Below are 23,776 nucleotides of genomic sequence, written 5' to 3' on the forward strand. Positions count from 1 at the left end.
GGCCGAACGGTGGGCGGGGGTGGGCTGGGTGCTGCGGGGCTGAGTCAGGGGATCCGCCGATCAGGTCAGGGCCGACAGAACACACGCCACGTCGGTTCCACGCGCCATGCGGCGTAGTTCACGAACGCGGAAAGTGTCATCCGGCGGCCAGGGGGCGGCCGGTTTCACGCGACCGGACCCAACCGCGGTTTCGGACCGCCATGGCGCTCGCACCGACCTTGGACATCCGGCCCGTCTGGCCGGATGTCCCAGAGATCTTGTCGTCGTTCCGCGAGCTGGTTGCCCTCGGTGACGCCGACAGGAAGACGTTACCTCGTACCCGGGCATGATCGGGGGCCTCGAGGTGTGTGGTTAACCATCAGGGGAGGAGGTTCTACGTCACATCTGCCCCGGTGAACCACCGAACTGCGGTTCGAGGTCGCCTCGGCGACATTTCCTCTTTCTTTGATCTTCGGGATGCGGGCATAGGCCGTCATGCCGATGCCTGGCGTGCATCTGTTACTGGGGGTGCATCCGGCCCGATCGGGTGCCGGATGCACCCGCGGCCGGCGTCGGCGGAGGCTCCGGCGGAGCGGCTCGCCCGGACCGCCCAGACCAGCAGCGCCACCATCCCCACGAGCGCCCCGTAGGCACCGATCACCCGCTGGTCGTCCCCGTGCGCGCGGGCCAGCGCCCACAGCGCCCAGCCGACCCCGGCGACGAGGGCCACGGCGGGGGCCGCCGCCAGGCCCGCTGCCCGAACCGCCCGCGACCGGGTCTCGGGACGTCCGGCCCGCCCTCCCGGGGCCGGACGCAGGAGCGGGACCGCGACCAGCGGACCGACCACGGCGGCCGCAAGGAACAGGTCCATCGGCGTGCTCAGATGGGGGGTCACCAGCAGCCAGCTCCCCGCGGTGAACAGGGCAAGCGGCCGGTCGGGGTCCCCGCCGCGCGCCGCGGCGATCCCGGCGGGCCCGCGGGCGATGGCCAGCAGCGGAGCCGCGAGCAGCAGCAGGTAGTGGCTCCACACGATCGGGGAGGCCACCAGGGCCGCTGCCACGACGCCGGCGAACAGCAGCCCGTCGCCGGCGGCCCGCCTGGCGCCCCGCGCGTACCACAGGCATCCGGCGAGCAGCACGCAGGCGACCCCCCGCGCCGTCCAGGTGGCGACGTCCAGGCCGAGACCGGTGTTCATCAGCAGGCCGGTCAGGCTCAGGCCGTCCGGCGCCTCCTCGCGTGCCAGTACCGCCAGCATGTCCGCGTAGGTGCGGGCCGGCACCGGGCTGTAGAGCTCACCGAGGGCGAACAGGACGCCCAGCGCGGCGACGGCGATGGCGGCCGCCCGCGGCCGGCGGGTGACCGCCAGCCAGAGGACGACCGGAATCAGGAAGAGCTTGCTGTACACCAGCAGCGCGGCCAGCACTCCGGCAGCGACCGGTGCGTCACGCAGCCGCCACAGCGCGACCAGACCACAGAAAAGCAACGCGTTGAGGGTGCCCATCTGCAATCCGGTGATGGTGCAGGACGTCCCCAGGACCAGGGCGAACGCCCACCAGCCCGCGCGGGCGAGCCGGCAGGCGGCGAGCAGGGCGACGACCGACAGCGCGATGAACAGATCGTCGGCCCCCGGCAGCGCGGACAGCGGCACGAACGGCAGGGACATCAGATACGGGTAGACGAAGGCGAACCCGGAGTAGACCTCGGGGGTTCCCGGTGGGGGATAGGGGTCCCGCCCGTCGGCGACCGCCGCGCCGGCCCGCAGGAAGACATCCACGTCGAAGTGCGCGATCGGTGCGACGAAACCGACCCAGACCAGGCCGATCAGGGCCGCGAGCACGAGCGGGCCCGCCGCCCTGGCGGCGCCACGGCCGGCACCGGTGGGGATCTCGGCGCCGTCGCGTCGCCGTGGGGGCAGGTCCATCCTCATGACACCCGCTTCGGTCGGCGTTCCACCCGGTCTCCAGGGTCGTCGGGGCTGCGACGGTCATGGTCCCATCCGGGGAGGGACGGGTGATGACAGAGGCTGTCCGCCGCGTCACGCCGCACGCCAGGCCCGTCGCCGTCCCGGGCCGGCCTGGCCGGCTACAGCAGTGCTTCGGTGAGAAAGTGGATCACCAGGCCGGCGAGTGCGCCGACCACGGTGCCGTTGATGCGGATGAACTGCAGGTCGCGGCCGACGTGCAGCTCGATGCGCCGGGACGTCGCGGCCGGCTCCCACCGGGCCACCGTGTCGCCGATGACGGCGGCGATGTCCTCGCGGTAGCGACGCACCGCGCGGGTGGCGACGTCGGCGGCGGCCCGGTCCACGGTGGCGGCGAGCTCCGGCTCGGTGACCAGTCGGCCGCCGAACGCGGCCAGCGTCTCGGTCGCCCGGGTGCGTGCGGCCCCGTGCGGATCGGTGGTGAGATCGAGGAGGACCCCACGGGCGGTCACCCAGATCGCCGTCACCGCCCGGTCCGCCTCGGGGTGCGCGACGATCCGCCGCTTGAGGGCCTCGACCTTCTCGCCGAGCTCGGGGTCGGTGCGCAGCCGCTCGGCGAAGGTCAGCAGGAAGGTGTCGATGGCGCGGCGCAGCCGGTGCCCGCGGTCGTCCCGCAGGTCGGCGACGAAACGCAGCGCCTCCGCGTAGGCGCGGGCGGCGACCGCCTCGTCCAGCCACCGCGGCGACCAGGTCGGTGCCTGCTCGCGTACCAGCCGCAGGACGGTGTCGGGGTTGGCCCGCAGCCACTCGTCGGCCTCGCTGACCAGCAGGTCGACCAGATGGTGGTGTGTTCCCTCGGTGACCACCCGATCGAGGGCCAGCCCGAGCGCCCCGGCCCAGCGCCGCTCCAGCAACCGCGGCAGGACGGACTTCTCGACGAGCTCGCGGACGAGATCGTCCTCGATACCGGAGATCATGGCCGCGGCGCGGCTGGACACCTCGGCGGTGATCCGCTCGGCGTTCTCCGGGCGCCGCAGCCAGGTACCGACCCGGGCGGCCACGCCGAGCTGGTCGACCTTCTCCCGCACGACGTCCTCGGCGAGGAAGTGCGTCCCGACGAAGCTCTGCAGGCCACGGCCGAGCGCGTCCTTGCGGTGCGGGATGATCGCGGTGTGCGGGATCGGCAGCCCGAGGGGATGCCGGAACAGCGCGGTGACCGCGAACCAGTCCGCGAGCGCGCCGACCGTCCCGGCCTCGGCGGCGGCCGCGACGTAGTCGACCCAGCCGGGCGCGCCCGAGGCCCCCCACCGCCAGCTGATGATGTAGACGGTGACCATGACGACGAGCAGCGTCGTCGCGATCACGCGCATCCGCCGCAGCCCGTGCCGCATCCTGGCTTCGGCGGCCGGGTCCCCGGCGGCCAGGGGACCACTGGACGGATCACTGCCGGGACTGCCCCCGCCTGCCACCTCATCTGCCATGCGAGCCGGTCCACCCTCCGCCCTGATCACGCTCCCGACACCCTACGAGGGCGGACGGCCCTCCCGGCGCGCCGCCGCACGACGGTGGATGACCAGCAGATCGGCGAGGGCCGTCACGGCGATCGCCGCGAGGGCCACCGCCGGCCCGACATGGCCCGAGGCCGCGAAGAGGCCGGCGGTGACGGAGCAGAACAGCAGGCCGAAGAGAGCGAGGGCGCGGCGCAGCGTGAGCGCGCTCGCTGCCGGCGCCGCGCCGGTACGCCGGTCGCCCCACGATCCCAGCGTGCGCCACCATGGTTGTGAGCCTGTTGGGCGCTCGGTGCGTTGATGGGGTACATGGCGGGTCACGCCAGCGGTGTGCCCGCGTCCGCGCCGGCGAACCAGGACCAGATGGTGGTCCGTCTGCACGCACCACCCGGGTAGTCAACATCCCGACGAATGTCGGCAGGAAGCTGCCGATCCGGAGGTGTCCGGGTCGGGACGCCGCGGTCAGCGGCCGCCATGGCCGCCAGCCCCGCCCGCCCCGCCCGCCCTGTTCAGCTGTCCGGCTCGCTCGGGCCAGGCGCGCCATGGCGCTCGGCGAGGGCGTCGACGAGCAGCTTCGTGCTGGTGAAGTCGACCGGGACCTCGATCACCCGGACCCCGGGGGCGCGCAGCGCCGCGGCGAGGCGCTCGCGGTGGTCGGCGCCCGAGCGCAGTCCACCCCGATGCCCCCACACCGCGACGACGAGGCCGACGTCCAGTGCCGAGGCGAGATGCAGCAGCGTGGCCGCCGGCCCGACCGGGGGGCTCCCGACCACCGCGACCCCGGGGCGTCCCTGCCGGCAGGCCAGCAGCGCCCCGGCGAGCGCGACCTCCCCGCCGCCGCGCAGCACTCGCGCTGTCCCGGCGGCCGGGCCCATGACCTGACTCACCCAGAGCCCCACCGGGCCCGGTTCGGCCACCACGATGCCGCCGGGTGGCAACGCGCCGGCCAGGTCGGTGGCCGCCCGCGCCGGTGTGAGCGGAGCATCGTCGTATGCCGCGAGCTGGCTGATGAGAGCACGTGGCTCCCGACCGAGCCGCGAGAGCGGCGCCGCCGGCGAGAACGGATCTTCGGGTGAGAACGGATCTTCGGGTGAGGCCGGGGCCGCTGGCGCGGACGAGCCGGTGAGGGAGAACGACCCCGCCGAGCGGTCCGGCCCTCCCGGCGGGAGCGGGACGTCCAGGGCGAAGCCGGGCCGCAGCCGAACCTCGCCGGTGCCCGCCCGTCGTATCGCCTCGGCGGCGCGCAGGACGTCACCCGGTGTCGCGGGCGGCGCCTGTGGGCCGGTCCCGGATGCCTGCGCGGCGCCGGACAGCAGCGTGAGGACGGCTCCGTCCCAGCAGGCGCCGATGCCGTGACCGAGCTCGGCGGAGGCCGTGGCGAGCAGGCGCGCGCAGGTCTCGTCCGGTGCGGAAACCAGCTGGACCGCGGCTGATCCCAGGGCTGCCCGGGGGAGTCGCGTGCCGAAGACGGTGACCAGATGGCTGACTCCGGCCGACGCGAGCAACTCTCCGAGGGTCATCGACGCGCGCTCCTCTTCCTCTTGCCCCAGGGGCGGGAGGGCGGGCGGGAGCCGCGCCGGTCCGCCTGCTGACCGAGGGCGGTCGGGCGGTCTCTCCCTGATGGCACCATGTGTCCGTGCTGTCCACGGTGGCCTGCCGGCGGCGGAGGGGAAAGTGATGCGAAGCGGATCGGCCCAGGTCAGCAGCGGTCCGTGACGGGCCTGGCAGCCACGGCCGGGCGGCTGGGTCACACACGCGTCTGGGCCAGGTACGCGTCTGGGCCAGGTACGCGGAGCCCGTTCCGTTCGGCCGAGCAGCCCCACGACCTGGTACGGGCCGAGGGCCCGCGGGTCGCGTGGTCCGAGCGGAGCCGCGACGGAGCCACGACGGAGCCGCGACGGAGCCCGTCGGCGGAGCTCCTGGGACAACCGGATCTCCTGGCCCGGAAGGCGATTCGGCTGCCGGCACGCGGTCTGTGCACCCCCGGTGCCGCCTCGGACCTGTAGTCCCACCATGCCGATGGATCCCTTCGGTCGGGCGCCCTGCGTCAGGAGTGAGCGTCCCGGGGCGGCCGGGCTCGCCTGCCGCGCCGCGTTGGCCGCGGCTCACTTCCGCGACGACTCGCGGTGAATGCCCATTTCATTCGCTTTGCAGGGAATCCCCGCGTTGCTTGCGCCGTCAACGGACGTCCGCGCTGGCCGGCTGGCCCCAGGCCAGGCCAGGCCGGGCCTGGTCGGCGGGCTGCGGCGAGCGCTCCGTCAGGTGCCGTCTCGGGCCCGGGATGTCGCTCCGGACCATGAACCTGCGCCCGACCTGCACCCAACAGGCGCCGGACTTGCTCACGAGCGACGCTCCGGAATGTGTTGCCGGGCCGGACGAGTGCCGGCGCGGCCGGATGTGGCCTGGCTCGCACGTCACCGGCGTGCTACGGCCGCAGAACGCCCTCCGTGGGCCGTCCCGGTGTCGGTGGACTTGTCCTTAAGACCAGTGTCTTCTTTGTGTCTGTGCAGGTAGAGGCCCTGTGGGCGGGCGCCCAAGGCAGCCTGCGGACATGTCTGGTGTGAGATCAGTCACCGTTACTGTGCGCATTCCTATATATCAATGGTGTTCAAGTATTAGGGGGTGTCGAAGGTCCCATCGATTACAGTGTGTGATTCGGTGATTCCTGCTGGGAATGTTGCTTCTGTGGGTCCGGTTGACAATGGCCGGAGTGCCTCGCCGGCGTGGTCGGTAGACGGCAGGGTCTTGTTGAAGGGCTTCTGTGTGCGCTCGCTAGAGTTGTCCGACGTCGGACGCTTTACACGTTGAGCGCGGACCGGGCTGAATCATGTGCTCGGTACGCTCTTGCCGCGCGCCGTCCGTCGCGGATCAGCATCGATTGAGCGATTCGCTCACCCCGCACACGAGGCGCCCGCCCCTACGGCGTCGGACGAGAGGACTGGATGCTCCGGAATTGGCCCATCCGCTCGAAGCTGGTGGTGATTCTCATCGTCCCGCTGGCCGCACTGGCCGTGCTGAGCGCGATACAGGTGCGCGGGGACGTCGACAACGTCCGGGCCGCGGACCGCATCGAGGCGCTCGCCAACTCCTCGATCAAAGCGAACGATCTGGTCGACGCCCTTCAGGTCGAGCGCTACGCCACTAACGCCTTCGCCGGTTCAAACTTCAGCGTCGCGCCTCTCAACGAGATCGTCATGGACTCCCGCCAGCCGGTGGACCAGGCTCTCGCCGTGTACCGCGCGGACGAAGAGGGCCTGCCGCAGTCGGCCCGCCAGGAGCTCGGCGGAACACTGTCCGTGATCGGAGAACATCTCGATCAGCTTGCCGAGCACCGCAAGCAGTTCGACGCGCGGCAGACACAGCTCGCGGCGAACGTCGCCTTCTACGACACGGCAGTAAAAGACCTGCTGGTGCTGAACGCACGGGTTGCCTCGGGTAGCACCGACGCCCGCCTGGTGAACGGCTCCACCACCCTGGCCGGAATCTCGCAGGCGAAGGAACAGGCCTCGCAGCAGCGTGGTGCCGTCGCCCAGATGCTGTTCCTCGCCACGCAGGGCATCCCCACGGCGCCCCAGACGATCTGGCAGCTTCAGGCCACCGCCGGTGCGGAGGAGGCCTGGATCGAGCAGTTCCGTACGACGGCCACCGCCGAGCAGCAGGAGTTCTTCAACACAACGGTCGGCCGATCGAAGATCAACGTCGATCAGGTGCAGGACCGGATTGTGGAGGCCCTGACGGCCTCCCAGCCCATCACCATGAGTGCCCGCGACTGGGCGGGCCTGGCCGACGCCAGGATCGGGCAGATGCGCGAGGTCGAGCGCCGGGTCGCCTCCGACCTGGGGGTCACCAGCAGCGGGATCTCGGATGACGCCTCGCGTGGCGTGCTGTTCGGAAGCATCGGCGTCGCCGCCATTCTGGTCGTGTCGATCGTGATCTCGCTGCTCGTCGCCAGCCCGATGATCAGCCAGCTGCGGCGGCTGCGGCGTGGCGCCCTCGACACCGCCACCGAGCGCCTGCCGGCGGTCGTCGACCGGCTGCACCGAGGTGAGCCCGTCGACCTCGCCGCCGAGGCCTTCCCGGTGCCCGCCACCAGCAAGGACGAGATCGGCCAGCTCGCGGATGCCTTCGCGACCGTGCACGAGGTGGCCGTGCGCACCGCCGTCGAGCAGGCCGCGATGCGCAAGAGCATCGGGGACACCTTCCTCAACCTGGCCCGCCGCAGCCAGGCCCTGATCCACCGTCAGCTGAAGATCATTGACGCGCTGGAGCGGAAGGAGACCGACCCCGACGAGCTGGAGGAGCTGTTCCGGCTCGACCACCTGGCGACCCGTATGCGGCGCCACGCGGAGGACCTCATCGTCCTCTCCGGCTCCAAGCCCGCCCGTGGCTGGCGCCGGCCGGTTCCGATCAAGGACGTCGTCCGCGGTGCGGTCGCCGAGGTCGAGGACTACACCCGGGTCAAGGTCCTGCCGATCACCGGTGGCGCGGTCAGCGGCCACGCCGTCGGTGACGTGATCCACCTGTTCGCCGAGCTGATCGAGAACGCGACCTCCTTCTCACCCCCGCACACCCCGGTGCAGGTCTCCGGGCACCCGGTCTCCAACGGGTTCGTCGTCGAGATCGAGGACCGCGGCCTGGGAATGAGCCAGGAGGAGATCGACGCGCTGAACCACCGGCTGGCGAACCCACCGCCGTTCGACCTGTCCACCAGCGAGCGGCTGGGGCTGTTCGTCGTCGGTCGGCTGTCCGAGCGGCACGCCGTCCAGGTACTGCTGCGATCCTCGCCGTACGGCGGCACGATGGCGATCGTCCTGCTGCCCGACACCCTGCTGCGGGCCTCGGACGACAAGGGAGAGGAGACCGGCCCCCGCGAGCTCGCGGCGGTCGGCGCCGGAGCGTCGTCCGCGGGTGCGCAGCCTGGCGGCGCCGCGGCCCTCAACGGCGCCGGCGACCACCCGGAGCTCGCCGGGATGGCCGGGCTCGGCGCCGCCCCGAGCACGAACGGTCGCTGGCACGGTGACATCGCCGGCGGCTCGGCGCAGGGCGACGCCCAGGGCGCGCTGGGAACGGCGCATCCCGCCGGGCCCCGTACCGACGAGACCCTGCTCGACGACCTGCCGGTGTTCGCCACCGCGCGGTCGAGCTGGTTCGTCGCCGACCGGCCCCACGGCGGGCTTCCGGGCGACGAGGACAGGCCTGACGGCCCGCACGGGCCGGGTGACCTGACGAGCCCGATGCCGATGTCCGAGCTGACCGAGCCGGACGAGGAGCCCGGCGCTGAGGACCAGCCTGGCTCGGACGGAGCCGACCAGGGATGGCAGGGGGGCCGTTACGGCCGGGCGGAGCAGGACCAGATCGACGGTCGGTATCGTGCGCCCGGCGCGCCGGGATCCCTGTTCAGCGCGCCGCCCGACACCGGCCAGTTCTCCGGCTTCGGCCCGTCCGGCTACGACGCCACGGGCTACGACGCCACGGGGTACGACGAGGGCGCCTACCGCAACGGCAGCGGCCAGGGCGGTGCCCACGGCAACGGTGACGGCTCGGGACGTTCGAACGGCCGCGGTGCCGGCGGCTACGGCGCGCAGGACTACCTGGCTCCGGACTCCGGCACACCGGGATTCGGCACGGGCGGGGGCTTCGGTGCCGACGCCGGCTTCGGCACCGACGCCGGCTTCGGCACCGACGTCGGGTTCGGCGGCGACCCCGACCGCTTCGGGTCGGCGGACGGCGGTTTCGGGACCAGCTCCCGCTTCGGTACCGAGAACGGTGCCGGCTCCAGTGGGCTGCCCGGGACCGGCGACGGCTTCGGTGGCGCGGGCTTCGGCCAGCGCTACCCGGCCGACCCCCGGGACGGCGGGCCCGGGCAGCCGCCGCCCGCGGGCGAGCTGCCGTCACGCCGGCGGGGAGGGCGTACCGGCGGCGAGGGGGCCGGCCCCGTCCGGCCCCGAGACCGGTTCGGCGCCGACCCGCTCGGCAGCGACCCGCTGGGTGTCGACCCGCTCGGCGGCGACGACTCGCCCGCGGGATACCGGGAGCCCCGAGCCGACCGTGGCTCCGGCTACGCCGGCCGCCCGGCGCGCGAGGGTGGCGCCCGCCCCGGGGACAACGGTGGCTACACCGGGTACTCCCGCCCGGGCTACGGCGACAGCGCGCCCCAGGAGGGTGGTGGCTTCGGTGACGGCGCCTACCGCCAGTCACCGCGGACATCCCGCGGCACCGGCGGGGGAGCGGGCTTCCCCGGCCGCTCGGCGCCCGAGCCGGACTCCGAGCACGGCCAGGCGGGTATCCCGCCGCAGGCCGGGGATCCGCACAGCGAGCTGGACGAGCTCGGCCTGCCGAAGCGGCGGCGGCGCGCGAACCTGGCGCCCCAGCTGCGCCGGGAGAACGCCGACTCGAACCGTTCGGCGATGACCGCGGGCCCTCGTTCACCCGAGGAGATCCGCAGCATGATGTCGTCCTTCCAGGCCAACTTCGGCCGTGGGCTCGAGGACGGAACGGTGTCCAATGACGGAGATGATGTGGGGAAGGTAACCTGATGCGTCCGCTGGGGCCGTCCGAGAACATGAACTGGTTGCTCAACAACCTGGTCAAGAAGGTCCCCGAGGTCACTTATGTGATCGTGCTTTCCTCGGACGGTCTGCTGCTCGCGACCTCGCGGGGTATGGACCGGGCCACCGCGGACCAGTTGGCCGCGGTCGCCTCCGGATTCAACAGCCTCGCCCGGGGCGCCGGCCGTTTCTTCGGCGGCGGGAACGTGCGGCAGACGATCGTCGAGATGGAAGCGGGATTTCTGTTTGTCACTGCGGTGGGCGACGGGTCCTGCCTGGCGATTCTCAGCAGCCCGGGCGCCGATATCGGGCTGATCGCCTACGAGATGGCGCTGCTGGTGACGAGGGTGGGTGAGTTTCTGACGCCGGAGCTTCGCGCCGAGATCCAGTCGGCGCTGCCGATCTAGGACCTGTCCGCATGCATGCGGGGCGGCACGCCACGACCCGCCCGGGCCTCCATCCCACGGGGGCCCGGGCCCGTGTCGCGCCGACCGCCGGCACATGACCGATCCAAGGGAGGACCGCGTTGTCAGGGGATGAGGAATGGTTCGACGACGATGCCGGGCCGGTGGTGCGGCCCTACGCCGTCACGGGGGGGCGTACTCGTCCCAGCAACCGGGCTCTCGATCTGGTGGCCTTGGTGACCACCTCACCGCAGGGCCGCGCACTGGCCAACACGCTGGAACCGGAGCAGCGCGCCATCGCCGTGCTCTGCCACCGGCTCCAGTCGGTCGTCGAGATCTCCGCCCGGCTTAACCTCCCGGTCGGAGTCGCGCGCGTACTCGTCGGCGACATGCTCGATGCCGGGCTGGTGAGTGTGCACCGGCCCGAACAACCATCGGACCGCCCCAGCGTGGCGATTATCGAGAAGGTGCTCAGTGGACTCCAGGCTCTCTAGGGCCCGAGCGGCCGAAACACCAGCGCCGCATCCGGTCAAAATCATCGTGGCCGGAGGTTTCGGAGTAGGAAAGACGACGTTCGTCGGCGCCGTGAGTGAGATTCCGCCGCTCACCACCGAGGCGGCGATGACGTCCGCGAGCATCGGGGTCGACGACACCAGTGCCGTGAGCTCGAAGACGACGACCACGGTGGCCATGGACTTCGGCCGCATCACCCTGGTCGACAGTGTCATTCTGTACCTGTTCGGGACGCCTGGCCAGGACCGTTTCTGGTTCATGTGGGACGAGCTGGTCCTCGGCGCGATCGGCGCCGTCGTGCTGGTCGACACCCGGCGCCTCGCCGACTCGTTCCCGGCGATCGACTACTTCGAGGAACGCGACATCCCGTTCCTCATCGCGCTGAACCACTTCGACGGCGCCCGCCAGTACCGCAGTGAGGACATCCGGGCCGCCCTGGACCTGGACCCGCGCCGTCCGATGGTGCTCTGTGACGCCCGCCAGCGGGAGTCCGTCCGTCAGTCGCTCATCGCTCTCGTACGGCATGCGCTGGAGGTGGTGTCGGCGGAAAGCCAGCGCCCGGGGCTGCCGACCGGCTCCCGGTGAGCGTCACCGCGCGTGCCGCCGCGGCGCCCGCGGATCCCTCGATCCGAACCGGGAAAGGGACCTTGCTCGAGTTCCTCGGACTTGACGACGTCACGCTTGCCGCCTACCGGCTGTGGCTGCGACATCCTGAGATGGATGTCGACAGAGTAGCCACCGCGGTCGGCCAGGCGGCCGGGACGGTCCGCCGATCACGGGATCGGCTCGTCGAGCTGTCACTGCTGCTGCCGTCGACCGAACGCCCCGGCCACCTGGTGGCCGTCCATCCGGAAGCCGGTCTCGAACACCTGCTCCAGGCCCAGCACGAGGCGCTGATCCGCCGTCACGAGCGGCTGGTCCGGGCGCGCGCGCAGGTCAACACCTTCGTCTCGGAGTACCTGGACAACCGGCCCGGCGGGGACGGCGCGGAGGTCGAGCACATCGACAGCGCCGACCAGGCCCGGGTGGAGCTGCTCACCCTCCTCGGCCGGGCGGAGAAGGAGGTGCTGGCCCTGCACACCCACCAGGGCCTGCCCCCGTCGCTGACCGCCGAGGTCCTGCCGGTCGAACTGCGCGCGCTGCGGCGCGGCGTGTCGATGCGCAGTGTCCTGCCCCGCACGGTCAGTACGGACGAGACCGGTGGTGGCTACGTCCGGACGGTGGCGTCGCACGGCCTGGAGGCTCGCCTCGCCGACGATCCCCGCATCGACGCCATGACGGTCGACGGCCGGATCGGCCTCGTCCAGTTCGCCTCCCTCGGCGCGGACCCGCTTGCGCTGGTCGTGCGCTCGCCTGCCCTGGCGAGCCTGGTGACCCAGCTGTTCGAGCAGGTCTGGGAGACCGCCGAGCCGCTGGTCGTGAACGGCGCCGACCCGGCCGACGGGGCCGATGACCGGCCCAACGACACCGAGCGCCTGCTGCTGCGGTTACTGAGCCTGGGCGTCAAGGACGAGGCGGCCGCGCGGCACCTGGGGGTGTCCGTGCGCACGGTCCGGCGCATGGTCGCGGACCTGATGATGCGCCTCGACGCGCGCAGCCGTTTTCAGGCCGGTACGGTCGCGGCCCGGCGAGGATGGTTGTAGCCATGTTGTGGTGACCTGGTTCCCACGTTGGCAGTAGATGGTCAGGGCAACTTCCTGCCAGCGGGTTTGGCGGACAGAAGTCTCGAAGCGACGCATGATTCCGATGAGCGACCGGAATTGTGCAGACCTGGCACGTACCACCACAGCAGGAACATGTCAGGGGGCGCCGCCGACCGGCGGACGCGCGAGACCGGCCACGCGCGTGTCCGTGCCGAACGCGGCCGACGCCGGCTTCCGGGATCCTCGGGTCGGCCGGCGGCGGGCGACATGTCTGCGAGCGCTCGGCGCAGCCTGTTCAACCTGACTCCGAAAGAGGAGATCGAGTGCCGACGGAATCCGCCTCGGTTCCGAACCAGAGCACGCCCACCCAGCGGACGCTGATCGTCGCCCGTATGAATCCCGAGGACGCCGGTGCGGTCGCCGATGTCTTTGCGGAGTCGGATGCCGGTGAGCTACCCCATCTGGTCGGGGTCGCCCGGCGTGACCTGTTCGAGTTTCACGGCCTGTACTTCCATCTCATCGAGAGCCGGGCGGATATCAGAGGGACACTGCCGCCGGTGCGGGACCATCCGCTCTTCCTCGATGTGAACAGCAAGCTGGAGAAGTACATCGCCGCCTACGACCCGCAGACCTGGCGCGGCCCGCGGGACGCGATGGCGCGCAGCTTCTACACCTGGCTCGCGGACTAGGCGCCCGTCGGGGCCCGCCGTGCCGGACCAACCGTGCGCACCGCACCGGGCGTGGACGCCGGCCCCCGCCGGGTGGCCGCGACCCTCGGCCCCTGGCCGGCGGCCGGCGGCCACCCGCCGCGGAAGCCGCCTGACCCGCCCGGCCCGCGCAGGGCCCGCGACCGTGGGTGAACGCGCCGTACGAGTCCGCCAGCGCCCGGTCTCCCGCATGCCCCCGCCGCCGAGGCGCCTGACGGCCCACCGTCCGGCCCAGATCCGCCCGTGCCGCAGCGACGCGCGCCCGGGCGGCCCCGGACGGGCCTGCCGCCGGGTGGCGTCGGCACCCTGGCTGCCCCGTCTCCCTGTCAGAACTGGTACCCCCGGATCCCGCCTTCCCGGTCGACGTCGCCCGGTTGTGCGGTGGCACGGCGGCATGACGGCCCGCCCCGTGGGGGTCTGTTCGTGCCGTCATGCGACTGCGCCGACGGGCAGTCACGTCGTCGCGCGACCGAACCGCGGGGCCACCCCGTCGGCCGTCGACGCGCTCCAGAGCTTCGAGCGGGTCCCGACCGGGTCCCGAGAGGCCGCTCGGCCAGTGCCGCGGGCCGGGCGGCCGGATGCATGGCACCGCCGCCTGAGTTTCATGTCACAACCGTGCCCTGTGAACGCGGACAATGTGGAAGGAATACGGCACATGTCAATGCAGTGGACCGCTGACGAGCTTCTGGGTTTCCTGGTCGAGCAGGCCGGTCTCCCGCCGGAGGACCTGCCCGCCGACCTCGACGTGACGTTCACCGACATCGGCCTCGACTCGCTCGCCTATCTGCAGCTCCAGGCCGAGGTGCAGGCGCGTTTCGACGTCGAGCTGCCGAATGAGGCGCCGGAGGGATACACGCTCGCCGACATCCTGGGGGCCGTGAACAACGCCCTTCTGGAGCCCGAGCCCGCCTGAGTCGCGCCGATGGCACCAGAACACCGGCCGCCCGTTGTGGCCGGGCTGGGTGCCGCGCGCACCGGGTGTCGTCGCGAACCCCCCTTCACGCTGCCAGCAGACCGGAGAAAGACGTGAGCGGACACACCGACAACTCGATTTTCATCAATGCCGACATCGATCTCGTCTGGTCGATGACGAACGACCTGGAGTCGTGGCCCGAGCTGTTCACCGAGTACGCCTCGGTGGAGATTCTCGAGAAGACCGACACCACGTTCAGGTTCCGGCTCACGATGCACCCCGACGAGTCGGGGACGGCGTGGAGCTGGGTTTCCGAGCGGGTTCTCGACCCGGTGAACCACAAGGTTCGTGCCTACCGGGTGGAAACCGGCCCGTTCGAGTACATGCACATCGAGTGGACGTACGTGCCGGAGGGCACCGGGACCCGGATGCGGTGGGTCCAGGACTTCCAGATGCGGCCGTCGGCGCCGGCGAACGACGAGCAGATGACCAACCGCATCAACACCAACACCCCCCGTGAGATGGCCTCCATCCGCGACAAGATCGAGCGGGCCGCCGGCGCGTCCGCGCAGGCAGCGAGCCAGATCCCCGAACAGGTCTGAGGAGTCAACCCGGTGAGCACCGCAACCACGTCCGCATCCCTGACAGTCCCCAAGGTCGTGTCGATCCACGACGTTCCCGCCAACCGGCGGCGCGGCGGCGACATCCGCACGCTGCTCTCGCCGGCGACGGTCGGCGCCAAGTCCGGCTTCCTGGGAACGCTCACCCTCCAGCCCGAGGAGGTGGTGACCGAGCACTGGCACCCCTACTCGGAGGAGTTCCTCTACTGCGTCTCCGGGTCGGTGACGGCCCGTCTGGACGGTGAGCACACCGCCCTGTCGGCCGAGCACGGCCTGCTGATCCCGATCGGCATGCGGCACCGGATCGTGAACACCGGTGACGAGGTGGCCTTCCTCGTGTTCCACCTCAGCCCGCTTGCGCCGCGGCCGGACCTGGGCCACGTCGACACCGAACCGCTGCCCGAGCAGCAGCCGTGAGCGAAGCGATCAGGCGGTCGCGGCCGGACGGCGCCCTCGGGCCGGCGTCCAGGGGCGGGGGTCCGCGCCGCACCGTGGTGACCGGGATCGGCGTCGTCGCGCCCGGTGGCTCGAGCCGTAAGGAGTTCTGGACACTGCTGACCGACGGCCGCACCGCCACCCGGCGGCTGTCCTTCTTCGACCCCGCCCCGTTCCGCTCGCAGATCGCCGCCGAGTGCGACTTCGACCCACTCGCCGCCGGTCTCACCCGCCAGGAGATCGCGCGCAACGACCGGTTCGTGCAGTTCGCGCTGGCCGCGGCGATCGAGGCGGTCGCCGACAGCGGCCTCGACCTCGGCTTCGCCGCCGGCGAGGGCGTGGTCAGCGGTGAGCGCGAGCCGGGTGACGGCCCGGTGGTCGGGGTCAGCATGGGCAGCGCGGTCGGGGCGACCAGCCGGCTGGAGAACGAGTACGTCGTCGTCAGTGACAGCGGCAAGCTGTGGGAGGTCGACCCGCGCTACGCGAGCTCGTTCCTCTACCACGCACTGGTGCCGAGCTGCCTGGCGACGGAGATCGCCTGCCGCTTCGGCGCGCACGGGCCGTCCTTCGTCGTCTCCACCGGCTGTACGTCCGGTATCGACGCCGTCGGCTACGGGCACCAGCTCATCGTCGACGGTGAGGCGGACATCGTGATCGCCGGGGCGTCGGACGCCCCGTTGTCCCCGATCTCGATCGCCTGCTTCGACGCGATCCGGGCCACCTCGGCGCGCAACGACGACGCCGAGCACGCCTCCCGCCCGTTCGACGCCAGCCGGGACGGCTTCGTGATGGGTGAGGGCAGCGCCGTCCTCATCCTGGAGGAGCTGGAGAGCGCCCGCGCGCGCGGCGCCCACATCTACTGTGAGGTCGGCGGTTACGCCTCCCGGTCGAACGCCTTCCACATGACCGGCCTGCGCCCCGACGGCGCGGAGATGGCCGAGTCGATCCGGATCGCCCTCGGCCAGGCCCGCCTCGACCCGACCGCGGTGGACTACGTCAACGCCCACGGCTCGGGCACCAAGCAGAACGACCGGCACGAGACCGCCGCGTTCAAGCGGTCCCTGGGGGCGCACGCCTACCAGGTGCCGGTCAGCTCGATCAAATCCATGGTCGGCCACTCACTGGGCGCCATCGGATCGATCGAGCTCGCCGCCTGCGCGCTGGCGATCGAGCACAACGTCGTGCCGCCCACCGCGAACTGGACGACCCGCGACCCCGAGTGCGACCTCGACTACGTCCCGAACATCGCCCGTGACCACCAGGTCGACGTCGCGCTGTCGGTCGGCAGCGGGTTCGGCGGGTTCCAGTCGGCGATCGTGCTGGCCGCGGCGGAGACACCGTGACCGTTCTCGACACCGCCGCGGGCCCGACGGCCACCGCCGGCGAGGAGGTTGCCGGCGGGCGTGCCGGCGCGCGGGTGCGGCCGGTCATCACCGGGCTCGGCGTCATCACACCGAGCGGTATCGGCGTCGAGGAACACTGGACGTCGACGCTGCGCGGCGAGCTGCGGGTGGCACCGATCACCCGCTTCGACGCCGGGCGCTACGACATCCACCTCGCGGGCGAGATCCCCGGGTTCGTCGCCGAGGACTTCGTCGACCATCGCTACATCGTCCAGACGGACCGGTGGACCTGGCTCGGCATGGCCGCGTCCCGGCTGGCGATGGCCGACGCCGCCTACGACCCGGCCGAGCGCGACCCCTTCGAGACGTCCGTCGTGTTCGGCGCCGGGTCCGGAGGCAACGACTTCGGCCAGCGGGAGCTGTCCCGGCTGTGGACCCGTGGGCGCACCGCCGTCAGCGTCTACCAGTCGATCGCCTGGTTCTACGCGGCGACGACCGGCCAGACCTCGATCCGGCACGGGCTCAAGGGACCGTCCGGTGTGCTGGTCAGCGACGGCGCCGGCGGCCTGGACAGCCTGGCCCAGGCGCGGCGCACGATCCGGCGCGGCACCCCGACCGTGCTCGCCGGCGGCGCCGAGTGCGGGCTGACGCCCTACGCGCTGACCTGCCATCTCAGCAGCGGACGGGTCAGCACCGCGGCCGACCCGACGGCCGGCTACAAGCCGTTCGACACCCGCGCCAACGGCTACCTGCCAGGCGAGGGCGGTGCGACGCTCCTCGTCGAGGACCCGACCAGCGCCGCCCGCCGCGGCGCCAGGGTCTACGGCGAGATCGCCGGCTACGCCGCCACCCACGACGGCACGCACCACGAGGAAGCCCCCGGGGACGCCCGCTGGCTGGCCACGGCGATGCGGCGCGCGCTCGCCGACGCCGGCCTGCGGCCCGCCGACGTCGACGTCGTGTTCGCCGACGGCGCCGGCTCCGCGGATCTCGACGCGCTCGAGGCGCAGGCCATCCGCGAGGTGTTCGGCGCCGGTGCCGTGCCGGTCACCGCCCCGCAGGGGCTGATCGGACGCCTCTGCGCCGGCGGTTCGGCGGTGGCCGCGGCGACCGCGCTGCTGTCCATCCGGGACGGGGTGATTCCCGCCGTCGGCAACCTCGACGACCCGGATCCCGCCCACGGGCTGGACCTCGTGCGGGTCCCGCGGGAGGGCCGGGTCAGGGTCGCGCTGGTCAACGCACGTGGCCACGGCGGCTTCAACAGCTCGCTCGTGCTGCGGTCCGTCGACACCGACTGACCACACGGGCGCGCCCACCCCACAGATCGTCACATCTTCGTAAGAGGTAGAGAGGAACACTGATGTTTTCAGACCTGGCCGGCAAGCGTGCCCTGGTCACCGGTGGCACGCGCGGTATCGGCCGGTCCGTCGTCCTGGGGCTCGCCCAGGCCGGCGCCACCGTCGTCGTCGGTCACCAGCGGGAGACCGAGGAGGCGGAGAGCCTGCGCCTCGAGCTCAAGGCCACCGGCAACGACCACCTGCTGGTGCAGGCCGACGTCGCCGACCCCGCGCAGATCACCAAGCTGATCGCGGCGACCAAGGCCCATCTCGGCGGCCTCGACATCGTCGTCAACAGCGTCGGGACGATCAGCCACATCCCGTACGCGCAGCTGCCGCTCGAGGCGTGGACGCAGGTCCTGACCACCAACCTCACCGCCACCCACCTGGTCACCCAGGGCGCGCTGGAGCTGCTCGGCGACTCCGGCACCGTGGTCAACATCGGCTCCGGAGCCGGGCTCGTCGGCGTGCCGCTGCGCGCCCACTACACCGCGGCGAAGACCGGCCTCATCGGCCTCACCCGCTCGCTGTCCAAGGAGCTGGGTGTCAAGGGCATCCGGGTCAACCTGGTCTCGCCGGGCGTGATCGAGACCGACCAGGCCGCCGGCATGCCCGAGGCCGCCCGCGCGGCCTACACCAACCGCATCCCGCTCGGCCGGCTCGGCGAGGCCCACGAGGTCGCCGCCGTCGTCCTGTTCCTCGCCAGCGACGTCTCCAGCTACGTCAACGGCGCCACCTTCACGGTCGACGGAGGCATCTGATGGGTCACCCGCAGCCGTTCCGCATCATCCTGACGATGCACATCCACCCCGGCCGGGAGCAGGAGTTCGAGCAGACCTGGCTCCGGATCGGGGACGGGGTCACCAACCACCCGGCCAACCTCGGCCAGTGGCTGATCCGCTCCGAGGACGAGACGAGCACCTACGTCATCATCAGTGACTGGGTGGACGAGGCGCAGTTCCGGGAGTTCGAGCAGAGCCCGGGCCACCTGGAGCACCGCAAGATCCTGCACCCGCTGCGCGCCAGCGGCTCGATGGTGACCGGCACGGTGCTTGCGCACCTCCCCGGCGCGGCGGCCACATGACCGGCGGCCGGGTCCGGGTGATGCTCTGGGCGGTCGAACCGCCCGATGACTCCGGCGCGGTGGAACGGGCGTACCACGAGATCAGCTCCACGCTCGTCGGCACACCTGGCCTCCTCGGCAACCGCCTGCTGCGTTCGGCGGGGGAGCCCACCCGGTTCGCGGTGGTCAGCGAGTGGAGCAGCATGGCCGAGTTCACGGCGTGGGAGTCCGGCGCCGAGCACAAGCCGGCGACCTCCCCGCTGCGGCCGTTGCAGGACCCGGCGATGCGGGCGGCCATCTACACCGAGGTCGCCGCCTACGGCCCGGACGGCCCCGTCACCGGGCCGGACGCATCCTGAACCACCTGACGGACTGATCGCACCCGCGGGGGACCCTGACACCCGCGCGGAGCACACCTGGCCCGGTGGGGCGGCAGGGGAGACCTCCCGCCGCCCCGCCGGGCCAGTGCCGTGTGTGCTGTCCGTCCTCATCCTCGTCGCCGCGCCCGCGCGCCGGGAGGCCTGAGCGGAGACCCGCCGCCGAGCACCGAGGGCGATCGGCACCTTTCGCCGGGCGGGTGAGAAAGGGCCGGGCCTGCCCGACCGCCCAGCCGCTCAGCCGCTCAGCCGGCGGCCTCGCGCTGCTGCGCGAGGTAGAACCGTGCGGCCGCGCGGACGGCCTCCGGCGTCGGGGAGGGCTCCCAACCGAGTTCCCGGGTGGCCTTGCCGTGGTCGAGCGGCGGCATGAGATGCATCAGACGGACGCTGACGCTGGTCATCACCACATCGCGGCGCAGCACCCGCCCGGCCACGTCACCGAGGCGACCGACCGCCTTCATCACGGTGAGCGGAATCCCGAACCGCGGCGGCTTCGCGCCGCCGGCCTCGGCCGCGGTCATGACCAGTTCCTTCCAGGTCATGTACCGCTCGCTGATGATGTACCGCTCGCCGACGCGTCCCTTCTCCGCCGCCAGCAGAAAGGCCGTGGCGGCGTCGGCGACGCCGACCACCTCCATCGCCGCGTTGCCGAAGTAGGCCGGCAGCCTGCCCTTCGCGGCCTCGGACACCAGGCGGCCGTGCGGCGAGCCGTGGTCGGGTGCCCCGTAGGTCGTCGACACACACAAAGCGATTCCCGGCAGCCCACGCTCACGGCAGTAGTGGAGAACGAGATCCTCGGCGGCGACACGCGCCTGGATGTAGGGCCCGCCCAGGTGCTGCCAGGTGTGCGGAAGATCCTCGTCGGCCGGGCGGCCGTCCGCCGAGATGCCGATCGTGCCCACGGTGCTGCAGAACACGAAGCGCCGCACCCGCATCTCGAGCGCCGCGTCCAGCGCGTGCCGCAGGCCCTCGACGTTCGTCGCGAACAGCGGGGCCGGGTCGCGCAGCCACGCCCGGGTGTCGACGATGCAGTAGAACACCGTGTCGACCCCGCGCATCGCCTCGCGCATCGCCGCGTCGTCGACGAGGTCGCCGTGGAAACGCCGCACCGGTAAGTCGTCGAAGGCCCGCGTCGAACTGGTCTGGCGGACCCACACCCGGACGTCGTCGCCGCGCTCCACCAGCTGCCGCGTGACATGCGAGCCCAGATAGCCGCTCGCTCCCATCACCAGGTGTGTGTCGACCATGACCTGACCACCTTCCGGATCGCGCAGGTCCGGCTACCGCGTCGGCACGTCCCCGCCCCGCCACGGTCGTGGCGAGGCCGTGGCGGGCGCGGCAGGGACGTCTTCGGTTGGAGTCAGATCCTCCCTGATCACGAGGCCGTCAGCGCTGGGGGCCTGACACCTCCAGCCAGGAGTGCCGATCCGAGCCGCGCCACGGTGCGAGCCGCGCCACGACGGTGGACGTCCGCTGTCAGTCGAAGGTCGTCGCGTTGACGGTCTCCGGGTCGGGACCACTGCGGGTGCCGGTGTCGAGTGCGTCCCTGGCGGCGGGAACCACGTCCGTTCGGTCGAGGAGGTCGGCCCGGTGGTGGGGACCGAGGGGTGACGAAGATGTCGGCGCGGTCGACGTCCGAGCGCAGCATGTCGCCGGGCGGTCCGTGGGGTCCTGCCCCGCGGAGAGAGGAAGTACCCGGAGCCGACGGGGCGCGTGGACGGTCCCGGCCGGCACCGGCGGCCGGGACGAACGGCCCCGAAGGTGGGGCACCTGGCTGGGGCCTACCTGCCCCGACCGGGCGTGCGGCGTGGCTGGGATGCACGCGCCCCGTGATCGGGCCTACCGTCCGGGGCGATCACGTACCTGTTCGGGGGGTGGACGCCACACACGGAGGGCCCCATGACACGACATGCCCGCCGCCGGACGGCCCGGAGGGCAGCTCTCGGTGCGGCCGCTCTCACGCTGGCGGCGCCGCTGCTTGCCACCTCCGCGGCGTCAGCCGCCACCACCGCGCCGGCCGTGGACGCTGCGCCGGCCGTCGGCGCGGGGCCCGAGCCGGAGCAGCGAGCGTCGTCCGGACTGCCCGGCACCCCTGTCGCACCCATCAACCCCGTCGATCTCGGTCCTCGCGGGTATCAGGCGGTCGCCGTCAACGACCGGGCCGACGTCCTTCTCGCGCCCGACTGGACCACCGGGTCCGAGCCGTTGAGCTGGGTCTCGCTCGCCTCGGGCCGGCACGCGCCGCCGACGCCGCTGCCGCCTCCGCCGGCCTGGGAGAACGGCCCGGACCTGAACTTGCGGCTCGTCTTCACGGCTTTCCTGAACAACAGCGGGCAGATCGCCGTCAACGAGTACGCGCCCCAGGCGAACCTGTGGCGCCCGCTCATCCTGCACCGCGGCCGCTGGGTGGTCCCGACGACCCGTTACCAGCCCATGTATGTCGTGGACCTGAACGATCGCGGCGAGGCGCTGATCGTCACCTGGTCCGCGGGAACGAGCGCGGTCGAACTCTGGCGGGACGGACAGTCGACGCTCGTCCACGAGTACGCGACTGTCGGCTCGCCGCCGTACTCCTCTCCCGCGCTGGCGGTGAACAACCTCGGCGAGGTCGCGGGGACGAAGCTGGTGAGCGGACCGGACGGGGTGCGCTCCCAGGCGTTCCGGTGGGCCCGTGGGCAGACGACCGATCTCCCCACGCCCGCGGGCGGCGAGAGCGCGGCGACCGGCATCAACGACCGCGGGCAGATCGCCGGTACCGTCACCGCCGCGGACGGCTCCGACCACGCCGTCCGGTGGGACGGTTCTCGGCTCACCGACCTCGGCACCCTCGGCGGGCGCCACAGCCAGGCCGCCCTCGGTCGTGGCACGCAGGGCCGCTCGATCAACGATGCCGGCCAGGTCGTCGGCGTCAGCCAGACCGCGGACGGCGCCCACCGGCCGTTCCTGTGGTCGGGCGGGCGCATGCGCGACATCGGGACGCCGGAGTGGGACTACCGGCCCGGCGGAACCCTCGGCGTCGACGACATCGGCGGCGTGGTCGGCACCGCCTCCATGCCGGACGGGGCTGTCACCTGGCTGTGGCGAGCCGGGCGCACCCACGAGCTGCTGCCCGGCCCCGAGGCCAACGGTGTGATCCTCGCCGACTTCAGCGGACGGGGACTCGTCGTCGGCTTCGGATCCGGGCCCGACGGTCTGCGCGCCCTCGCCTGGCGTGTCACTTCACCTTGAGTCGTTCGACACTGTCCGCACCCCAGCGTCCGTCCGGGCATCGGGCCGCGATCGCGTGATCCTCTGACGCCCAGAGGCTGTCAGTCATGAGCGATCTGCAGAGACAGCTCTATGCGCCTTCGCAAGGTGCCAGCGCCGCTCAGTAGGTGTATGCGCCCCCGGGAAGGCCGCCGTGGCTGGAGAACCCCCCATCGACGGTCAACACACTCCCGGTGATGTAGGAAGAATCGGGTGAAATTAGGAAGGAAACGGCGCTGGCGACCTCGTCGACGGTTCCCACGCGGGCCATTGGAATTCGCGCGGAAAGGTCTCGGAGCACCACTTCCGAGTAGGTCGGCTCGCTCATCGGTGTGCGTATCGCGCCAGGGCGGACACAATTTACTCTGATGCCATGAGGAGCCCACTCGCTGGCCATGGTACGGGACGCGGCCTCAAGTGCACCCTTGGCCGCTGTGTACGAGACCGCGCTGGGTTCCGAAAGGCCTGCGTGGATGCTTGAGATGTTCACGATGCTCCCCCGTCGCTGGCGTGAGACCAGATGCCGGGCGAAAGTGACTGAAAGCATGGCCGCGGCTTCGAAGTTGACCGACATCACTAACCTGTAACTGGTCAGGTACCGCTTTGATGTTGGGTTAGCTGGTTGCGGGCATCCACGGGCGTCCCTCGGCGAGTTGGACGAGGGCGGGAAACAGAGGCATGCCGTGTTTGGTGGCGGTGGACAGATAGCTGCGGATCGCGCAGAACTGGCGGGCGCCGGTGAGGGTGCGTAGGCACCCGGATACTTTCTGCCGCAGTTTGATCATGCGGATGTCGCGGTCAGGTAGCCCCGGCGCATTGCTGCGCCGGGGCCCCTTCGGAACCGTGCGTGCCACTTTCGCGGCACACGGCTCGAGCAAGCCCCGATGGGCGTTTCGAGCTCTGGTCTGGCTGTGTCGTCCGGCGTCGGGTCTGGTACCACTTCTGCCGGCAGTGCTCGTGGGTGAGGCGTGGCTGTCGGTCGCGCGCGCTGGGGCCGGCGGTCGTGGTGATGGTGACCGTTCGGCGGACGTCTGCTGCCCACTGTTCCCATTCTTCCGGGCTGCGCGGTGGGTGTTCGACGTCAGGGACCAACAGGCCCTGACAGATCGGGCAGCGGCCATTCTGCTTGTTGAGCAGGCTGGTGCGGCGCCATCCGATCGGCGGCGTGCCGTCACCGTTCCTGTGTTTCCGGCGGCGGCGTTGGGCCCAGTACCCGGCC

21 protein-coding genes and 1 pseudogene are annotated in these 23,776 nt (G+C 71.8%); 15 read left to right on the plus strand and 7 right to left on the minus strand.

All coding sequences use genetic code 11. The features are described 5' to 3' along the window. Nucleotides 1–472: 472 nt before the first annotated feature. The 4 genes from AB1460_RS27730 to AB1460_RS27745 form a co-directional block, all read right to left on the minus strand. A complete protein-coding gene (locus AB1460_RS27730) occupies nt 473–1,906 on the minus strand; it encodes a glycosyltransferase family 87 protein (RefSeq protein ID WP_368965052.1) in 1,434 nt (477 codons plus the stop codon). Between the two features lie 155 nt (nt 1,907–2,061). After that, a complete protein-coding gene (locus tag AB1460_RS27735) occupies nt 2,062–3,381 on the minus strand; it encodes a DUF445 domain-containing protein (protein ID WP_368965053.1) in 1,320 nt (439 codons plus the stop codon). A 42-nt stretch (nt 3,382–3,423) separates the two neighbouring features. Continuing rightward, a complete protein-coding gene (locus AB1460_RS27740; RefSeq protein WP_368965054.1) occupies nt 3,424–3,789 on the minus strand; it encodes a DUF6343 family protein in 366 nt (121 codons plus the stop codon). 128 nt (nt 3,790–3,917) lie between these two features. Continuing rightward, nucleotides 3,918–4,928 carry a hypothetical protein gene (locus tag AB1460_RS27745; RefSeq protein ID WP_368965055.1) on the minus strand — a complete coding sequence of 337 codons (1,011 nt, stop codon included), beginning with the start codon at nt 4,926–4,928 and terminating at the stop codon, nt 3,918–3,920. 1,422 nt (nt 4,929–6,350) lie between these two features. Here AB1460_RS27745 and AB1460_RS27750 point away from each other — a divergent pair. The 14 genes from AB1460_RS27750 (at nt 6,351) to AB1460_RS27815 (ending at nt 19,293) form a co-directional block, all read left to right on the plus strand. Beyond that, entirely contained in the window at nt 6,351–9,944 is a 3,594-nt protein-coding gene (locus AB1460_RS27750) for a nitrate- and nitrite sensing domain-containing protein (protein ID WP_368965056.1), read from the plus strand. After that, a complete protein-coding gene (locus AB1460_RS27755; protein ID WP_006538093.1) occupies nt 9,944–10,363 on the plus strand; it encodes a roadblock/LC7 domain-containing protein in 420 nt (139 codons plus the stop codon). The genes AB1460_RS27750 and AB1460_RS27755 overlap by 1 nt, the downstream gene beginning before the upstream one ends. Nucleotides 10,364–10,482: 119 nt before the next feature. Continuing rightward, complete coding sequence (locus AB1460_RS27760; RefSeq protein WP_018638242.1) at nt 10,483–10,854, plus strand: DUF742 domain-containing protein; 372 nt, start codon at nt 10,483–10,485, stop codon at nt 10,852–10,854. Next, nucleotides 10,835–11,458: a GTP-binding protein gene (locus AB1460_RS27765; RefSeq protein WP_368965057.1), complete on the plus strand. Its 624-nt coding sequence runs from the start codon at nt 10,835–10,837 to the stop codon at nt 11,456–11,458. The genes AB1460_RS27760 and AB1460_RS27765 overlap by 20 nt, the downstream gene beginning before the upstream one ends. A 62-nt stretch (nt 11,459–11,520) precedes the next feature. Beyond that, on the plus strand, nt 11,521–12,516 hold the full coding sequence (locus tag AB1460_RS27770) for a LuxR C-terminal-related transcriptional regulator (RefSeq protein WP_368965058.1): 996 nt from the start codon (nt 11,521–11,523) through the stop codon (nt 12,514–12,516). Between the two features lie 323 nt (nt 12,517–12,839). After that, entirely contained in the window at nt 12,840–13,205 is a 366-nt protein-coding gene (locus tag AB1460_RS27775; protein WP_018638245.1) for a TcmI family type II polyketide cyclase, read from the plus strand. 673 nt (nt 13,206–13,878) lie between these two features. Continuing rightward, the gene (locus AB1460_RS27780) at nt 13,879–14,136 is read left to right on the plus strand and encodes an acyl carrier protein (RefSeq protein WP_368965059.1); all 258 of its coding nucleotides are present in this window, start codon (nt 13,879–13,881) and stop codon (nt 14,134–14,136) included. A gap of 113 nt (nt 14,137–14,249) precedes the next feature. Further along, on the plus strand, nt 14,250–14,738 hold the full coding sequence (locus AB1460_RS27785; protein WP_368965060.1) for an SRPBCC family protein: 489 nt from the start codon (nt 14,250–14,252) through the stop codon (nt 14,736–14,738). Between the two features lie 12 nt (nt 14,739–14,750). Beyond that, a complete protein-coding gene (locus AB1460_RS27790; protein ID WP_018638248.1) occupies nt 14,751–15,173 on the plus strand; it encodes a cupin domain-containing protein in 423 nt (140 codons plus the stop codon). A 77-nt stretch (nt 15,174–15,250) separates the two neighbouring features. Continuing rightward, the gene (locus tag AB1460_RS27795; protein WP_420497388.1) at nt 15,251–16,534 is read left to right on the plus strand and encodes a beta-ketoacyl-[acyl-carrier-protein] synthase family protein; all 1,284 of its coding nucleotides are present in this window, start codon (nt 15,251–15,253) and stop codon (nt 16,532–16,534) included. Beyond that, nucleotides 16,531–17,832, plus strand: coding sequence for a beta-ketoacyl synthase N-terminal-like domain-containing protein (locus AB1460_RS27800; RefSeq protein WP_368965062.1), 1,302 nt, complete (start codon nt 16,531–16,533; stop codon nt 17,830–17,832). Before AB1460_RS27795 ends, AB1460_RS27800 begins: the two co-directional genes overlap by 4 nt. A 62-nt stretch (nt 17,833–17,894) precedes the next feature. After that, nucleotides 17,895–18,632 (plus strand): SDR family NAD(P)-dependent oxidoreductase, encoded by a 738-nt coding sequence (locus tag AB1460_RS27805; RefSeq protein WP_368965063.1) that lies wholly within the window; start codon nt 17,895–17,897, stop codon nt 18,630–18,632. After that, the gene (locus tag AB1460_RS27810) at nt 18,632–18,955 is read left to right on the plus strand and encodes an antibiotic biosynthesis monooxygenase family protein (protein ID WP_368965064.1); all 324 of its coding nucleotides are present in this window, start codon (nt 18,632–18,634) and stop codon (nt 18,953–18,955) included. Before AB1460_RS27805 ends, AB1460_RS27810 begins: the two co-directional genes overlap by 1 nt. Further along, complete coding sequence (locus tag AB1460_RS27815; RefSeq protein ID WP_368965065.1) at nt 18,952–19,293, plus strand: antibiotic biosynthesis monooxygenase family protein; 342 nt, start codon at nt 18,952–18,954, stop codon at nt 19,291–19,293. Before AB1460_RS27810 ends, AB1460_RS27815 begins: the two co-directional genes overlap by 4 nt. A 263-nt stretch (nt 19,294–19,556) precedes the next feature. On the opposite strand, the gene AB1460_RS27820 is transcribed toward AB1460_RS27815, so the two are convergent. Beyond that, nucleotides 19,557–20,558, minus strand: coding sequence for an NAD-dependent epimerase/dehydratase family protein (locus tag AB1460_RS27820; RefSeq protein ID WP_368965066.1), 1,002 nt, complete (start codon nt 20,556–20,558; stop codon nt 19,557–19,559). 652 nt (nt 20,559–21,210) lie between these two features. On the opposite strand from AB1460_RS27820, the gene AB1460_RS27825 reads away from it, so the two are divergent. Continuing rightward, the gene (locus AB1460_RS27825) at nt 21,211–22,539 is read left to right on the plus strand and encodes a hypothetical protein (RefSeq protein WP_368965067.1); all 1,329 of its coding nucleotides are present in this window, start codon (nt 21,211–21,213) and stop codon (nt 22,537–22,539) included. 139 nt (nt 22,540–22,678) lie between these two features. On the opposite strand, the gene AB1460_RS27830 is transcribed toward AB1460_RS27825, so the two are convergent. Both AB1460_RS27830 and AB1460_RS27835 read right to left on the minus strand, forming a co-directional pair. Then, a complete protein-coding gene (locus AB1460_RS27830; protein WP_420497389.1) occupies nt 22,679–23,152 on the minus strand; it encodes an SDR family NAD(P)-dependent oxidoreductase in 474 nt (157 codons plus the stop codon). A 19-nt stretch (nt 23,153–23,171) separates the two neighbouring features. Further along, nucleotides 23,172–23,357: pseudogene (locus tag AB1460_RS27835) on the minus strand (IS66 family transposase); the annotation flags it as partial. Nucleotides 23,358–23,776 lie beyond the last annotated feature (419 nt).

Source organism: Parafrankia sp. FMc2 (assembly GCF_041008525.1).
Classification (GTDB): domain Bacteria; phylum Actinomycetota; class Actinomycetes; order Frankiales; family Frankiaceae; genus Parafrankia.

Coding starts and splice junctions, on each gene's coding strand:
- AB1460_RS27730 (WP_368965052.1), bottom strand. CDS start 1,906: ATGAGGATGGACCTGCCCCCACGGCGACGCGACGGCGCCGAGATCCCC.
- AB1460_RS27735 (WP_368965053.1), bottom strand. CDS start 3,381: ATGGCAGATGAGGTGGCAGGCGGGGGCAGTCCCGGCAGTGATCCGTCC.
- AB1460_RS27745 (WP_368965055.1), bottom strand. CDS start 4,928: ATGACCCTCGGAGAGTTGCTCGCGTCGGCCGGAGTCAGCCATCTGGTC.
- AB1460_RS27750 (WP_368965056.1), top strand. CDS start 6,351: ATGCTCCGGAATTGGCCCATCCGCTCGAAGCTGGTGGTGATTCTCATC.
- AB1460_RS27755 (WP_006538093.1), top strand. CDS start 9,944: ATGCGTCCGCTGGGGCCGTCCGAGAACATGAACTGGTTGCTCAACAAC.
- AB1460_RS27780 (WP_368965059.1), top strand. CDS start 13,879: ATGTCAATGCAGTGGACCGCTGACGAGCTTCTGGGTTTCCTGGTCGAG.
- AB1460_RS27805 (WP_368965063.1), top strand. CDS start 17,895: ATGTTTTCAGACCTGGCCGGCAAGCGTGCCCTGGTCACCGGTGGCACG.
- AB1460_RS27810 (WP_368965064.1), top strand. CDS start 18,632: ATGGGTCACCCGCAGCCGTTCCGCATCATCCTGACGATGCACATCCAC.
- AB1460_RS27815 (WP_368965065.1), top strand. CDS start 18,952: ATGACCGGCGGCCGGGTCCGGGTGATGCTCTGGGCGGTCGAACCGCCC.
- AB1460_RS27820 (WP_368965066.1), bottom strand. CDS start 20,558: ATGGTCGACACACACCTGGTGATGGGAGCGAGCGGCTATCTGGGCTCG.
- AB1460_RS27825 (WP_368965067.1), top strand. CDS start 21,211: ATGACACGACATGCCCGCCGCCGGACGGCCCGGAGGGCAGCTCTCGGT.